This is a genomic window from Pseudomonas sp. NBRC 100443, from assembly GCF_030268185.1.
GTDB classification, from domain to species: Bacteria; Pseudomonadota; Gammaproteobacteria; order Pseudomonadales; family Pseudomonadaceae; genus Pseudomonas; species Pseudomonas citronellolis.
This window is the reverse complement of record NZ_BSQE01000009.1, coordinates 117,964-132,633: the sequence shown is the minus strand read 5'-3', so window position 1 is coordinate 132,633 and position 14,670 is coordinate 117,964. Positions and strand designations below refer to the sequence as shown.

14 protein-coding genes are annotated in these 14,670 nt (G+C 67.3%); 7 read left to right on the top strand and 7 right to left on the bottom strand.

Annotated features, from left to right (window positions below; translation table 11 throughout):
* Positions 1-502 precede the first annotated feature (502 nt).
* The 6 genes from QSJ95_RS13975 (at position 503) to cmoB (ending at position 4,895) form a co-directional block, all read left to right on the top strand.
* On the top strand, positions 503-898 hold the full coding sequence (locus QSJ95_RS13975) for a protease inhibitor I42 family protein (protein ID WP_285643068.1): 396 nt from the start codon (positions 503-505) through the stop codon (positions 896-898).
* Positions 899-995: 97 nt separating this feature from the next.
* Positions 996-1,658, top strand: a complete 663-nt coding sequence (locus tag QSJ95_RS13970; protein ID WP_281688214.1) for a lysoplasmalogenase — start codon at positions 996-998, stop codon at positions 1,656-1,658.
* Between the two features lie 7 nt (positions 1,659-1,665).
* Positions 1,666-2,415, top strand: coding sequence for a substrate-binding periplasmic protein (locus QSJ95_RS13965; RefSeq protein WP_281688215.1), 750 nt, complete (start codon positions 1,666-1,668; stop codon positions 2,413-2,415).
* A gap of 86 nt (positions 2,416-2,501) precedes the next feature.
* Positions 2,502-3,074, top strand: coding sequence for a hypothetical protein (locus QSJ95_RS13960; RefSeq protein WP_009616464.1), 573 nt, complete (start codon positions 2,502-2,504; stop codon positions 3,072-3,074).
* Positions 3,075-3,189: 115 nt separating this feature from the next.
* A complete protein-coding gene (cmoA, locus tag QSJ95_RS13955) occupies positions 3,190-3,930 on the top strand; it encodes a carboxy-S-adenosyl-L-methionine synthase CmoA (RefSeq protein WP_009616462.1) in 741 nt (246 codons plus the stop codon).
* Positions 3,927-4,895: a tRNA 5-methoxyuridine(34)/uridine 5-oxyacetic acid(34) synthase CmoB gene (gene cmoB, locus QSJ95_RS13950; protein WP_285643065.1), complete on the top strand. Its 969-nt coding sequence runs from the start codon at positions 3,927-3,929 to the stop codon at positions 4,893-4,895. Before cmoA ends, cmoB begins: the two co-directional genes overlap by 4 nt.
* Before the next feature lie 597 nt (positions 4,896-5,492).
* Here cmoB and pdxJ read toward each other — a convergent pair.
* The 7 genes from pdxJ to lepA all read right to left on the bottom strand — a co-directional run bounded on the left by pdxJ (position 5,493) and on the right by lepA (position 11,748).
* Complete coding sequence (pdxJ, locus tag QSJ95_RS13945) at positions 5,493-6,236, bottom strand: pyridoxine 5'-phosphate synthase (protein ID WP_009616458.1); 744 nt, start codon at positions 6,234-6,236, stop codon at positions 5,493-5,495.
* The gene (recO, locus tag QSJ95_RS13940) at positions 6,229-6,933 is read right to left on the bottom strand and encodes a DNA repair protein RecO (protein ID WP_009616456.1); all 705 of its coding nucleotides are present in this window, start codon (positions 6,931-6,933) and stop codon (positions 6,229-6,231) included. Before recO ends, pdxJ begins: the two co-directional genes overlap by 8 nt.
* A gap of 52 nt (positions 6,934-6,985) precedes the next feature.
* On the bottom strand, positions 6,986-7,894 hold the full coding sequence (gene era, locus QSJ95_RS13935) for a GTPase Era (protein WP_058487298.1): 909 nt from the start codon (positions 7,892-7,894) through the stop codon (positions 6,986-6,988).
* Positions 7,887-8,576 (bottom strand): ribonuclease III, encoded by a 690-nt coding sequence (rnc, locus tag QSJ95_RS13930; RefSeq protein WP_009616452.1) that lies wholly within the window; start codon positions 8,574-8,576, stop codon positions 7,887-7,889. Before rnc ends, era begins: the two co-directional genes overlap by 8 nt.
* The gene (locus QSJ95_RS13925; RefSeq protein WP_009616451.1) at positions 8,573-8,950 is read right to left on the bottom strand and encodes a DUF4845 domain-containing protein; all 378 of its coding nucleotides are present in this window, start codon (positions 8,948-8,950) and stop codon (positions 8,573-8,575) included. Before QSJ95_RS13925 ends, rnc begins: the two co-directional genes overlap by 4 nt.
* A gap of 138 nt (positions 8,951-9,088) precedes the next feature.
* Complete coding sequence (gene lepB / locus QSJ95_RS13920) at positions 9,089-9,943, bottom strand: signal peptidase I (RefSeq protein WP_009616449.1); 855 nt, start codon at positions 9,941-9,943, stop codon at positions 9,089-9,091.
* Between the two features lie 5 nt (positions 9,944-9,948).
* On the bottom strand, positions 9,949-11,748 hold the full coding sequence (gene lepA / locus QSJ95_RS13915) for a translation elongation factor 4 (RefSeq protein ID WP_009616447.1): 1,800 nt from the start codon (positions 11,746-11,748) through the stop codon (positions 9,949-9,951).
* Positions 11,749-12,066: 318 nt separating this feature from the next.
* Between lepA and QSJ95_RS13910 the strand changes: the two genes are divergently transcribed.
* Positions 12,067-14,556: a TonB-dependent receptor gene (locus QSJ95_RS13910; protein WP_285643064.1), complete on the top strand. Its 2,490-nt coding sequence runs from the start codon at positions 12,067-12,069 to the stop codon at positions 14,554-14,556.
* Positions 14,557-14,670: the final 114 nt, after the last annotated feature.

Genomic DNA, 14,670 nt, shown 5'->3' with positions numbered 1-14,670 from the left:
GACCTTGTCCGCGATAGCCGGACGTATCGGCGCGGATCGCGGATAAGATCCGCTCCTACGCCGCGCCACCTACACCATTCCCATGTAGGAGCGCGCCCTGCGCGCGAAATCGCGGGCAGGGCCCGCTCCTACAGGTTGCCCGAAGGTATGGCATTCCCCCGTAGGAGCGGACCTTGTCCGCGATAGCCGGACATCCCGGCGCAATTCGCGGATGAGATCCTCCTACGCCGCCCCACCTACACCATTCCCATGTAGGAGCGGGCCCTGCGCGCGAAATCGCGGGCAGGGCCCGCTCCTACAGGTTGCCCGAAGGCACGGCATTCCCCCGTAGGAACGGACCTTGTCCGCGATGGCCGGCCATCCCGGCGCGAGCTGCAGGCTGACACGGCTCGCGCCTACGAAGAGCCTCTCACCCATGCCGTTCCCTGGGGACGTATGGCCCCACCGCGTCGGACCTTTGCGATATCCTCCCGCCTGTCCGGACCCAGCCCGAGGAGTCGTCATGCCGTCGCCCCGCCCCCTGCTCGCCCTGCCCCTGCTGTTGCTCGCCGCCTGCTCCAGCCAACCCAAGCCCGTGGTCAGCCTGGAAGACGACAAGCCCTGCAAGCCCCTGGAACTGCACCAGGGCCAGGAACTGGTGCTGATGCTGCCGAGCAACCCCACCACCGGCTTCCGCTGGGAAGTGCGCAACCCCGCCAGCCACGTGCTGGCCAGCCTGGGCCCGGAGGTCTACAACAACCCAGAGGACAGCGGCCTGGTCGGCAGCGCCGGCGAGTCCACCTGGCGCTTCCGCGTCACCGCCAGCGGCGAGGACCACCTGCAACTGGCCTACCGCCGCCCCTGGGAGGCCGACGTCGCCCCCGAGCGCACCTTCGACTGCGCACTCAAGGCGTACTGAACGCGGCGCCAAATACCACCCGATCTGACGCCCACGGCCTGGGGCGGCGACGACGGCTGCGGCACAGTCGACGCACCCTGCTGCGGAGAATCGACAGATGCGCTGGCTGCTCCCCCTGGCCGTCCTCGCCGGCCTCGCCTACCTGCTCGGCATCGCCCTCGACCTGCCCTGGCTGCGCATGCTCTGCAAGCCGCTGCCGATCATCGCCCTGCTCGGCTGGGTGAGCCGCGACCCCGCCACCGCCTACCGCCGCTGGATCACCCTGGGCCTGGCGCTATCGCTGCTCGGCGACGTGCTGCTGGAATGGCCGCTCAACGCCTTCGTGCCCGGCCTGTGCGCCTTCCTCCTCGCTCACCTGGCCTACCTCGCCGCCTACCTGGGCGAGACGCGACGCCCCGCGCCATTGGCCCTGGCCTGCGCCGCGGCGCTGGGCGGCGGGCTGTTCCTGCTGCTCGACCGCCAGGGCCTGGGCCCGCTGCGCCTACCCATCGCGGCGTACAGCCTGGTGATCGCCTGCATGCTCTGGCGCGCCCTGGCCCGGCTGCCGCAGGCCTCGCCCTGCGCCCGCCTGGCCGCCGCCGGCGCCCTGCTGTTCGTGATCTCCGACGGCATGATCGGCATCAACCGCTTCGTCTCGCCCTTCGCCGGTTCCGGCTACGCCATCATGCTCAGCTACTGGCTCGGCCAGTTGGGCATCGCCGCCTCGGTTAGTGCGCGCCATACGCCTCTGCCATACTCGCAGGCGAACCCCCTCGCCTGAGGACGCCATGCTGCGCTCCACCCTCACCGCCCTGTGCTGCGCGGCAGCCCTGGGCGCCACCGCCGAGCCGCTGCACCTGGGCGGCGACGACTGGTGCCCCTACCTGTGCCCGCAGACGCCGGAGAAACCCGGCTACCTGCTCGAAGGCCTGGGCCAGGCCCTGCCCGAGCCGCCGCAATTCGAGAACCTGCCCTGGTCGCGGGCCCTGCAGATGGCCCGCGAAGGCCTGATCGACGGGGTGATCGGCGCCTACGCGGAGGAAAGCCAGGGGCTGCTGATCGGCCGCGAACCCATCGCCTGGGCCGACATGCATTTCTACACCCGCGCCGACAGCGACTGGCGCTACCGCGACCCGGCCTCCCTCGACGGGCTCGCCGTCGGCCTGGCCCAGGGCTATTCCTACGGCGAGCAACTGGACGCCTGGCGCGACCGCAACCTGGACGACCACGAGCGGGTGCAGGTCCTCAGCGGCGAGCGCGTGCTCGAACGCAACCTGCAGAAGCTGCTGCTCGGCCGCGTCGACGTGGTGGTCGAGGACCGCCGCATCGTCGACCGCTACCTTCAGCGCCAGGGCCTTGCCGGACAGGTTCGCAGCGCCGGCGAGCTGCCCAGCCCGCGGCCGATGTACGTGGCCCTGAGCCCGCACCTGAAGAACGCCGACGCACGCCTGGCGCAGCTCGACGAGGGCCTGCGCAGGCTGCGCGAAGGCGACGCCTGGGCACCGCTGATGCGCGAGTACCTGGTCTCTGTCGACTGACACATTCGCCCTGTAGAAAAGTCCGGCAGGCGCTGCCGTCATCGTCTATAGATCAAATACCAGGGAGTATCGAATGGAGAGGTTTCATGCGTGCTGAAGTCCGTTTGCTGGGGATGCTTGGAACCTGTCTGATGCTTGGCGCGTGCGGCAGCCTGCTGCCCAGCGAACGCGCCGAGGTGCAGTCTCCCTTCATCGACTACCAGGACGCCGAGCACCGCTACGAACAGGTGGTGCCGGGCCGGACCACGCGCTCGCAACTGCTCAGCCTGGGCTTCGACCCGCTGACCCAGGGCAACGCCAAGATGCTCTCGTTCATCGACGTGCGCCTGCTCTTCGTGCAGCCGAACATCCCCATCGACTACCTGCCCGACGGCCTGGTGACCTGCCTGCAGGCCAAGGACCGCTGCATCGGCTATTCCTTCGACTTCAACAAGACCGACAGCCAGCGCATCGGCAGCTTCTGGGCCGACATGTTCAACTTCCGCAAGCGCCGCCAGGTCCAGGGCTGGTCGTTCCGCCCGGTGTTCGTGCTGATCGACGACGTGGTGGTGCACAAGGTCAGCAACGGCGAGCCGAACATCCGCCGCGTGGAAGACAAGAAGAACCCCCTGGGCCCACTGCAGGGCGCCGGCGAGTACTTCTCCGACAAGCTCAAGTGAGGCGCCGGGCTCGTCGCCCGGAGGTTGGGGCGCCCCGCCCGCTCGGCTACAATGCGCACCCCGGCGCCCGAGACTGGCGCCGGCCGTCCGCACCACCGTACCGAGGCCCCACCGCGTGAGCGAGTCTGACCGCATCTTCGCCCAACCCCTGGAACACGTCGCCGACTTCACCTTCAACGAGGACGTGGCGCGCGTCTTCCCGGACATGATCAAGCGCTCGGTGCCGGGCTACCCGACCATCGTCGAGAACATCGGCGTGCTCGGCGCGCGCTTCGCCCAGCCGCACAGCCTGATCTACGACCTGGGCTGCTCGCTGGGCGCGGTGACCCAGGCGCTGCGCCGCCACGTCAGGGCCGATGGCTGCAAGGTGCTGGGCGTGGACAACTCCGCCGCCATGCTGGCGCGCTGCCGCGAGTACCTCAGCGCCCAGGACGCCATGTACCAGGAACTGCTGCCGGCGGACCTGCTGGAGGCGGACATCCTGGCCATGGACTTCCAGAGCTGCTCGCTGGTGGCCATGAACTTCACCCTGCAGTTCATCGAGCCGGGCAAGCGCCTGGAGTTGCTGCAGCGCATCCGCCAGGCCTTGCTGCCCGGCGGCGCGCTCATCCTCTCGGAGAAGCTGCGCTTCAGCGACGACGCCGAGCAGGAGCTGCTGAACGAGCTGCACCTGGACTTCAAGCGCGCCAACGGCTACAGCGAGCTGGAGATCGCCCAGAAGCGCACCGCCATCGAGAACGTGATGCGCCCGGACACCCTGGACGAGCACCGCGAGCGCCTGGCCCGGGCCGGTTTCTCCAAGGTGGTGCCCTGGTTCCAGTGCCTGAACTTCGCCTCGCTGGTCGCCCTGCCATGATCGAACGCTTCGCCCTCGACGGCCTACGCCGGGAACTGGCCGGCACGCCCCTGCAAGCCTGGAGCGAATCCCTCGCCGCGCAGCTCGCGGCCAAGGTGGCGGACGGCCACGGCGACCTGGAACGCTGGCTGGCCGCCGTCGACCAGTTGCCCGGACTGCGCGCCGAAAGCGTCGAGCTGGCCCGCTGCTTCGCCCTGGAAGGCCCCTGCGACGAGGCCACTCGCGCCGAACTGAAGACCGCCCTGCAAGGGCTGATCCCCTGGCGCAAGGGGCCCTTCGACGTGTTCGGCGTGCATATCGATACCGAGTGGCGTTCGGACTGGAAATGGGAGCGCGTCTCGCCACACCTGGACCTGGCCGGCAAGCGCATCCTCGACGTCGGCTGCGGCAACGGCTACTACCAGTGGCGCATGCTCGGCGCCGGCGCCCGCAGCGTGGTGGGGGTGGACCCGAACTGGCTGTTCTTCTGCCAGTTCCTGGCGATGAAGCGCTACCTGCCGGAGCTGCCCGCCTGGCACCTGCCGCTCACCCTGGAGGAACTGCCTTCGAGCCTGGAAGGCTTCGACACCCTGTTCTCCATGGGCGTGCTCTACCACCGCCGCTCGCCCATCGACCATCTCTACGCGCTCAAGGACTGCCTGCGCCGCGGCGGCGAACTGGTGCTGGAAACCCTGGTGGTGGAAGGCGACGTCACCACCGTGCTGGTGCCGGAGGACCGCTACGCGCAGATGCGCAACGTCTGGTTCCTGCCCTCGGTGGCGGCCCTGGAACTGTGGCTGCGCCGCGCTGGCTTCACGGATGTGCGCTGCGTCGACCAGAGCCGCACCACGGTGGAGGAACAGCGTTCCACCCAGTGGATGCGCTACCAGTCGCTGCCGGAATTCCTCGACCCGCACGACCCCAGCCGCACCCTCGAAGGCCTGCCGGCGCCGCTGCGCGCCACCCTGGTGGCGCGTAAGCCCTAGGCCTGCGCACGCGCCCTGCGCGCGAATCGCGGGCAGGGCCCGCTCCTACGGTTCCAGGAAGCACGGCTTTTCGTAGGATGGGTTGAGCTTGCGATACCCATGCGGTTGCGCTGATGGGTATCGCTTCGCTCAACGCCATCCTACGAAAAGCAGCCTCGGCGTAGGGCGTATAACCGTTCGCGGTTATACGCCGATACATCGCCGCCTCCGCCAACGCCGGAGGTTGCGGTGATGGGTATCGCTTCGCTCAACACCATCCTACGAAAAGCAGTCTCGGCGTAGGGCGTATAACCGTTCGCGGTTATACGCCGATACACCGCGGCCTCCGCCAACGCCGGAGGTTGCGGTGATGGGTATCGCTTCGCTCAACCCATCCTACGAAAAGCAGCCTCGGCGCAGGGCGTATAACCGTTCGCGGTTATACGCCGATACACCGCCGCCTCCGCCAACGCCGGAGGTTGCGCTGATGGGTATCGCTTCGCTCAACGCCATCCTACGAAAAGCAGCCTCAGCGTAGGGCGTATAACCGTTCGCGGTTATACGCCGATACACCGCGGCCTCCACCAACGCCGAGGCCGCGCCCGGACCCCCTAGGGCTCAGCGCTTGGCCGCCGCCACGATCAGCGCTTTCATCTCCGCCACCGCCTGCTTGAAGCCGACGAACAGCGCATGGGCCACCAGGGCGTGGCCAATGTTCAGTTCGTTGATGCCGGCGATCGCCGCCACCGCCTCGACATTGTGGTAGTGCAGGCCGTGGCCGGCGTTGACGATCAGCCCGTGGGACAGGCCAGCCTCCACGCCGTCGCGGATGCGCGCCAGTTCCAGCGCGGTTTCCGCCGCGCCGTGGGCGTCGGCGTAGCGCCCGGTGTGCAGTTCGATGGCCGGCGCGCCGACGCGGGCGGAGGCTTCGATCTGCCGCGGGTCGGCGTCGATGAACAGCGACACCTCGCAGCCGGCGGCGGCCAGGCGCTGCACCGCGGCGTGGATGCGCGCCTCCTGGCCGGCCACGTCCAGGCCGCCCTCGGTGGTCAGTTCCTGGCGGGTTTCCGGGACCAGGCAGACGTGGGCCGGGCGGATCGCCTCGGCGAAGGCCAGCATCTCCTCGGTCACGCCCATCTCGAAGTTCATGCGCGTCTGCAGCACCTCGGCGAGCACGCGCACGTCGCGGTCCTGGATGTGCCGGCGGTCCTCGCGCAGGTGCACGGTGATGCCGTCGGCGCCGGCTTCCTCGGCGTCCAGCGCCGCTTTCACCGGGTCCGGGTAGCGGGTGCCGCGGGCCTGGCGCAGGGTCGCGACGTGGTCGATGTTGACGCCGAGGAGGATGCGGTTGGCTTCAGTCACGGGGAGGTTCCTTGCGATTCATGAAGAGTTCGCGGCTGACCAGCGGTCGGCCGCCAAGGTGCGGCGCCAGGGCCTGGCGCATCAGGCGCTTGGCCGCGGCCAGGGCGCCGGGGGCGCTCCAGTCGGCCTCGGCCATGGCCAGCAGGTCGGCGCCGTGGAACAGGCCCGGCTGGAAGCCGCCCACCGGCTCCAGGCCGGCGTCGGGCAGCAGGCGGTAGAGGCCGCCGGGGACGATATCTTGTCCGACAATATCGCGATCGAGGGCGAAACCATAGCCCAGCTCGTCCAGCAGCCGCCATTCGAAGGCACGCAGCAAGGGCTCCAGCGGGCGCCCGGCGGCCAGCGCCGGCAGGGTCGCGCGGTAGTGCTCGAACAACCCGGGATGGGCGACTTCCGCCGGCAGCACACGAATCAGCAGTTCGTTGAGGTAGAGGCCGCTGAACAGCGCCTCGCCGGCCAGCAGGTTGGGAATGCCGGCGGCTTCCAGGCGGCTGACGTTCTTCAGCTCGCCGCGGCCGCGGAATTCCGCCTCCAGCGGCACGAACGGCCGCGCCAGCGCCCCGGACTTGCCGCGCGCGCCGCGCAACACCGCGCGCAGGCGGCCTTCGGGGGTGAAGAAGTCCACCAGCGCGCTGGTTTCCTTGTACGGGCGGCTGTGCAGGATGAAGGTCGGCAGGGGAACGCTGACGAGGCTCATGCGCGGGTGCGGCCTTCAGGCGGCCCGTTGGAGCGGGCCGCGCGGGTGGGTGTCAGAGGTCGCCGTAGCCGAGCGAGCGCAGGGCGCGTTCGTCGTCGGACCAGCCGCCCTTCACCTTGACCCAGAGGTTGAGCATGACCTTGGAGTCGAACAGCACTTCCATGTCCTTGCGCGCGCTCTGGCCGATGCTTTTGATGCGCTCGCCCTTGTCGCCGATGATGATCTTCTTCTGCCCTTCGCGTTCCACCAGGATCAGCGCGTGGATGTGCAGCACGCGGCCTTCCTGCTTGAACTCCTCGATCTCCACGGTGATCTGGTAGGGCAGCTCGGCGCCGAGCTGGCGCATGATCTTCTCGCGCACCAGCTCGGCGGCGAGGAAGCGGCTGCTGCGGTCGGTGATCTGGTCTTCGGGGAAGAAGTGCTCGCTTTCCGGCAGGCGCTCGGCCACCAGTTTTTCCAGCAGGTCTAGGTTCTGCCCGTGCTGGGCGGAGATCGGCACCACTTCGGCCTTGGGCAACTGCTCGGTGAGCCATTGCAGGTGCGGCAGCAGCTCGGCCTTGTCTTCCAGGCGGTCGACCTTGTTCACCGCGATCAGCACCGGGCAGCTGACGTGCTGCACGCGGTCCAGGACCATCTGGTCCTCGTCGGTCCAGCGCAGGCGGTCGACGACGAAGATCACCACGTCGACGTCCTTCAGCGCGGCGCTGGCGGAGCGGTTCATGTAGCGGTTCAGCGCCTTGTCGTTGTCCTTGTGCAGGCCGGGGGTGTCGACGTACACCGCCTGCACCGCGCCTTCGGTCTTGATGCCGAGCAGGGTGTGGCGGGTGGTCTGCGGCTTGCGCGAGGTGATGGCCAGCTTCTGCCCGAGGATGTGGTTGAGCAGCGTCGACTTGCCCACGTTGGGGCGGCCGACGATGGCGACGTAGCCGCAGCGGCTGATGTCGTCGTGTTGTTCAGTCATGGCCATTCTCCACGCCCAGGGCCACCAGCGCGGCGGCGGCGGCCACCTGCTCGGCGATGCGGCGGCTGCCGCCGTGCCCGTGGGTCTTGTCGTTCAGCAGGGCCACTTCGCACTCGACGAAGAAGGTCCGGCAATGCGGTTCGCCCTGGATGTCCACCACGTCGTAGCGCGGCAGCTCGCAGGCGCGCGACTGCAGGAACTCCTGCAGGCGCGTCTTGGGGTCCTTGTTGGTGTCCACCGGGGTCAGCTCGCGCAGTTGCGGGCCGAGCCAGGCGAGGATGCGCTCGCGCGCGGAATCCATGCCGGTGTCCAGGTAGATGGCGCCGATCAGCGCTTCCATGGCGTCGGCGAGGATCGACTCGCGGCGGAAACCGCCGCTCTTGAGCTCGCCCGAGCCCAGGCGCAGGTAGTCGCCCAGTTCGAAGCCACGGGCCAGCAGGGCCAGGGTCTCGCCCTTGACCAGCCGTGCGCGCAGGCGCGACAGCTGGCCCTCGCGGGCCTGCGGGAAGTGGCTGAACAGGGCTTCGCCGATGACGAAGTTGAGGATGGCGTCACCGAGGAACTCCAGGCGCTCGTTGTTGCGCCCGGCGAAGCTGCGATGGGTCAGGGCCAGGACCATCAGGTCCTGGTCCTTGAAGGTGTAGCCGAGCTTGCGCTCGAGTCGATCCAGGGTATTGCTCACGGCGTTCTTACACGGAATTCTTTGTCGAAGTGGACCACCAGGTCGAGGTTCTCGATCAGCGGCTCGCGTTTTTCATACTTCAGGTGCGCGCGGAACTCGTTGTTGTCCTGTTCCACGGTCAGCGCGTCCTCGAGCTTGAGGTCGCGGATGTTGTTGATGGTCAGCGCCTTGTCCACGTAAGAGTAGAACTCCGGGACGCTGCGCACATCCGCCGCCTTGTCGGTTTCCACCGATTTGATGGCCTTCTCGATGGCGTAGTAGTCGAGGTAGTGCGGAATGATCTTGAATGCGGTACTGGCCAGGAAGGCCACAATGGCCAGCACCACCAGCCAACCCAGCAACGACATCCCCTTCTGCGAACCTGCGTACTTCATGCTGACCTCATGTCGGTATGGTTCTCATCCCCCGCCACCGGCGGTTCCAAGTGCAAGCGGGGCAGACCCGCTCCCCGCGTGCCGCCCCGCCCTTCGTTCTAGCACCGACCGGCGGCCGGCGCTCGACGCATCTCACATTCAGTGAATCACGCCGACCCGCGAGAAGTTCGGCAGGTTGCGCAGTTTCGGGTCCGGCCAGCTCATCCACACGGCGAAGGCCTTGCCGACGATGTTGCGGTCCGGAACCATGCCCAGCAGCTCCTTCGGGATCTTCGGATCGTTCCAGTAGCGGCTGTCGTTGGAGTTGTCGCGGTTGTCGCCCATCATGAAGTAGTGCCCGGCGGGTACCGTCCACTCCTTGCCCGGCTCCACGCGGTAGCGCGTCATCTCCTTGCGGATCAGGTGCTCGGCCTCGCCCAGCTTCTCCTGGTAGAGGGTCACGCTGCCCAGGCTGCCCGGCTCCTCGCCGATCAGTTGCTCGGCCACCAACTGGTCGTTGACGTACAGGCGCTTGTCGCTGGTGTAGCGGATGCGGTCGCCCGGCACGCCGACCACGCGCTTGATGTAGTTGATGTTCGGGTCGCTGGGGTAGCGGAACACCATGACGTCGCCGCGCTGCGGGTCGCCGACCGGGATCACCTTGGCGTCCAGCACCGGCAGGCGGATGCCGTAGGCGAACTTGTTGACCAGGATGAAGTCGCCGACCTCGAGGGTGGGCTTCATCGAGCCGGAGGGGATCTGGAACGGCTCGACCAGGAAGGACCGCAGCACCAGCACGATGAACAGCACCGGGAAGAAGGACTTGCCGTACTCGATCAGCACGGGTTCCTTGTTCAGCTTGTCCAGCACTTCCGGATCGGGCTCGGTGACCGAGCCCTGGTAGGCGGAAATGGCGGCCCGGCGGCGCGGTGCGAAGAGCACCAGGTCGACCAGGGCCAGGGCGCCGCACAGGGCGACGGCGATCACCAGCAACAGCGGGAAATTCAGCGTCATAGAATCTAACTGTCCACTTTGAGCACGGCGAGGAAGGCTTCCTGGGGAATCTCCACGCTACCGACCTGCTTCATCCTTTTCTTACCGGCCTTCTGCTTCTCCAGCAGCTTGCGCTTACGGCTCACGTCACCACCATAGCACTTGGCCAGCACGTTCTTCCTGAGCGCCTTGACCGTCGAACGAGCGATGATCTGCCCGCCGATGGCCGCCTGAATCGCGACGTCGAACATCTGACGCGGGATCAGTTCCTTCATCTTCTCCACCAGCTGGCGCCCCTTGTAGGGAGCGTTGTCGCGGTGGACGATCAGGGCGAGGGCGTCCACCTTCTCGCCGTTGATCAGCACGTCGAGACGGACCAGGTTGGCCGGCTCGAAGCGGTCGAAGCTATAGTCCAGCGAGGCGTAGCCGCGGCTGGTCGACTTCAGACGGTCGAAGAAGTCCAGCACCACTTCGTTCATCGGCAGGTCGTAGATCACCTGGACCTGGCCGCTGAGGAAGTGCATGTCACGCTGCACACCGCGTTTCTCGATGCACAGGGTAATGACGTTGCCCAGGTGCTCCTGAGGCACAAGGATGGTGGCCCGGCAGATGGGCTCGCGCATCTCGTCGATGGACGAAAGGTCGGGCAGCTTGGACGGGTTGTCGACATAGAGGATGTCGCCGTTCTTCTGCACGATTTCGAAGATTACGGTGGGCGCCGTGGTGATCAGGTCCAGGTCGTATTCGCGCTCCAGGCGCTCCTGGATGATCTCCATGTGCAGCATGCCGAGGAAGCCGATGCGGAAGCCGAAGCCCAGGGCCTCGGAGCTTTCCGGCTCGTACTGCAGGGCGGCGTCGTTCAGCGTCAGCTTCTGCAGGGCTTCGCGGAAGTCCTCGAAGTCGTCGGAGCTGACCGGGAACAGGCCGGCGTAGACCTGCGGCTTGATGCGCTTGAAGCCGGGCAGCACGGCCACGTCGGGGGTGGTGCTGAGGGTCAGGGTGTCGCCCACCGGCGCGCCGTGGATGTCCTTGATGCCGGCGATGATGAAGCCCACTTCGCCGGCCTTGAGGTCCGGCGTCTCGGTGTGCTTCGGCGAGAACACGCCGACGCTGTCCACCTGGTGCAGCTTGCCGGTGGACTTCACCAGGATCTTGTCGCCCTTCTTGACGCGGCCGTGCTTGACGCGCACCAGCGAGACCACGCCCAGGTAGTTGTCGAACCAGGAGTCGATGATCAGCGCCTGCAACGGCGCCTCGATCTCGCCCTCGGGCGCCGGGATGGTCTGCACCAGGCGTTCGAGCACCTCGTCCACGCCCATGCCGCTCTTCGCCGAGCAGGCCACGGCGTCGGTGGCGTCGATGCCGATGATGCTCTCGATCTCGTCCTTCACCCGGTCCGGGTCGGCCTGCGGCAGGTCCATCTTGTTCAGCACGGGCATGACTTCCAGGCCCTGCTCGATGGCGGTGTAGCAGTTGGCCACCGACTGCGCCTCGACGCCCTGGCCGGCGTCCACCACCAGCAGCGCGCCCTCGCAGGCAGCCAGGGAGCGGCTGACTTCGTAGGTGAAGTCGACGTGGCCGGGGGTGTCGATGAAGTTCAGCTGGTAGGTCTTACCGTCCTTGGCCTTGTAGTACAGGGTGACGCTGTGGGCCTTGATGGTGATGCCCCGCTCGCGCTCCAGGTCCATGGAGTCGAGGACCTGCGCTTCCATCTCGCGGTCGGACAGACCACCGCACATCTGGATGAAGCGGTCGGCCAGGGTCGACTTGCCATGGTCGATGTGGGCGATGATGGAGAAGTTGCGGATATGACTCAGGTCACTCACGGCTTGACACACTCGGAAGGCTGAAGGCGGCGATCCGCCGAAAAATAGCCGGGGAGTTTACCTGAATCCGCAGCCAGGCGTCACCCTGCGCCGCAGCGCTGCCGACGCCCAGCGGCCGCCATCCAGTACGTTCGTACGATGCGCCCGCATCCAACGTAGGATTTTCCCACCCCACCCAGGGCCCTAGTGTCCTCCGTGCAGCCGCACGCCGGCCAAGGCCACCCCTCCCCACCGAGCACCTGCGCGCCTGGCCCTGGCGCGGCGGAGCGATTCGGCCGCGCCGCTCCATAACGCCAACAAGAACCAGGAAGCACTGCCATGCCCAGACGCCACCCCTTCGGCCCGAGCGCCCTCGCCCTGCTCGTGGCCCATGCCGCCGGCCTCGCCCTGCCCGCCCGCGCAGCGGACGGCGAGCAGCCCCTGTCGCTGGGGCAGACCGAGGTGATCAGCAGCCTGCCGCTGCCCTCGCTGGGCGTTTCCCGCGACCGGATCGCCGCGCCGGTACAGACCTTCAGCGGCGAGGACATGCAGAAAAGCCAGGCGCTGGACCTGGCCGACTATCTCAAGCGGCGCAGCGCCGGGGTCTACGTCAACGAGATCCAGAACAACCCGCTGCAGCCGGACATCAATTACCGCGGCTTCACCGCCTCGCCGCTGCTCGGCACGCCCCAGGGGCTGTCGCTGTACCTCGACGGCGTGCGCATGAACCAGCCGTTCGGCGACGTCGTCAGCTGGGACCTGATCCCCGACAACGCCATCGCCGGCGCGCAACTGATGCCCGGCAGCAACCCGCTGTTCGGCCTCAACACCCTGGGCGGCGCGCTTTCGGTGCAGACAAAGAATGGCCGCGACAACCCCGGCGGCGCCGTCCAGGCCACCCTGGGCTCCTACGGGCGCAGGATCGGCGAGGCCGAATACGGCGGCAGCGAGGGGCAATGGGACTGGTTCTTCGCCGGCACCCATTTCGAGGAAGACGGCTGGCGCGACCACTCCGATTCCGACGCGCAGCAGTTGTTCGGCAAGCTCGGCTGGCAGGGCGAGGCCACCGACCTGAAGCTGACCTACAGCTTCGCCGACAGCGACCTCAACGGTAACGGCATGGTCCCCGAGAGCTTCCTGCGCCGCGACCGCGACAGCGTGTACACCTACCCGGACAACACGCAGAACACCGCCAACTTCCTCAACCTGCAGTGGAACCACGACTACAGCGACGACCTGAGCGCTTCCGGCAACCTCTACTACCGCCACATCAAGACCGACACCTTCAACGGCGACATCAACGACGAGTCCCTGCCCGAGGGCATCGGCGAAGCCGGGCAGAACATCCTGCCGACGGCCGGCAGCTACACCACCGCGGCGAACCTGGCAGCCTGCGCCGCGCAGTTCGAGCCGGGCGGCGAACCCGGCGAGAAATGCACCGGGATGATCAACCGCACCAGTACCACCCAGAGCAACATCGGCCTGTTCGAGCAGTTCTCGCTGCGCAACCGCCTGTTCGGCAAGGAAAACCTGCTGTCCCTGGGCGGCGGCTTCGACTACAGCCAGGTACGCTTCCGGCAGTCGGCCGAATACGGCGCGCTCACCGCCGACCGCGGCATCGTCGGCACGGGCGTGTACGCCGAAGCCGGCAACGCCTTCAACCTGGACGGCGAACTGGACGACCGCGCCGCGCGCCTGAAGGGCAACACCCGCACCTGGAGCCTCTACGGCAGCGACACCCTGAGCCTGGCCCCGACGCTGGATCTCACGCTGTCCGGGCGCTACAACGACATCTCGGTGCGCAACCACGACCAGTTGTCCCACTACGAACTCGACGGCGACGCCCTGGGCGACACCGTCGACGATAACGCCTCGCTCAGCGGCAAGCACAGCTTCAACCGCTTCAACCCGGCCATCGGCCTGACCTTCCGCCCGACGCCCAGCCTGACCACCTACGTCGGCTACAGCGAAGGCAGCCGGGCCCCGACCACCATCGAGCTGGGCTGCGCCAACCCCGAGTCGCCCTGCCGCCTGCCCAACTCCATGGCCGGCGATCCGCCGTTGGAACAGGTGGTGACGCGCACCTGGGAAGCCGGCCTGCGCGGCCTGATCGGAAACAACGTGCAGTGGAACGCCGGGCTGTTCAGCGCGCGCAACAGCAACGACATCATGTTCGTGTCGTCCAGCACCAGCGGCAGCGGCTACTTCGCGAACTTCGGCGAAACCCGCCGGCGCGGCATCGAAACCGGCATTTCCGGGAACTGGGGCGACTGGGCGCTGGCCGCCAACTACACCTTCATCGACGCCACCTACCGCTCGGGCGAAACTTTCCTGGGCGAGGCCAACAGCAGCGCGGAGGACGGCAACATCAGCGTGAAGTCCGGCGACCGCATTCCGCTGATCCCGCGCAACATCCTCAAGCTGTCGGCCGACTACGCGGTGACCGAGCGCCTGAGCCTCGGCGCCGATGCCATCAGCGTCTCCGGCTCCTACGTGCGCGGCAACGAGAACAACGACCACCAGAGTGGCGGCCTATACCAGGGTGGCGGCGAGATCGGCGGCTACACCGTGTTCAACCTCAACGGCGCCTACCAGCTCACCCCGGCGTGGCGCGTCTTCGCCCAGGTCAACAATCTGTTCGACCGGGAGTACGCCACGGCCGGCATGCTTGGCGCCAATCCGTTCGACGACAATGGCGTGATGCGTACCGATGGCGCTGCCGGCAATGGCACGGTCAATGGCAGGCGGAGCAATTCCGTGGGTGAAACCTTCGTTGCTCCGGGGGCGCCACGTACCGCCTGGTTGGGGGTGCGCTGGGCGTTCCGCTGAGCTGCGCTGAACGCACTTAAAAAAACGCCGTTTCCTGAGGGGGAAACGGCGTTTTTCATTTGGCCTTCAGAGGTATTCCGGTGCGCCCGGAGGTTTCTGCGTGCGGCGTTATCC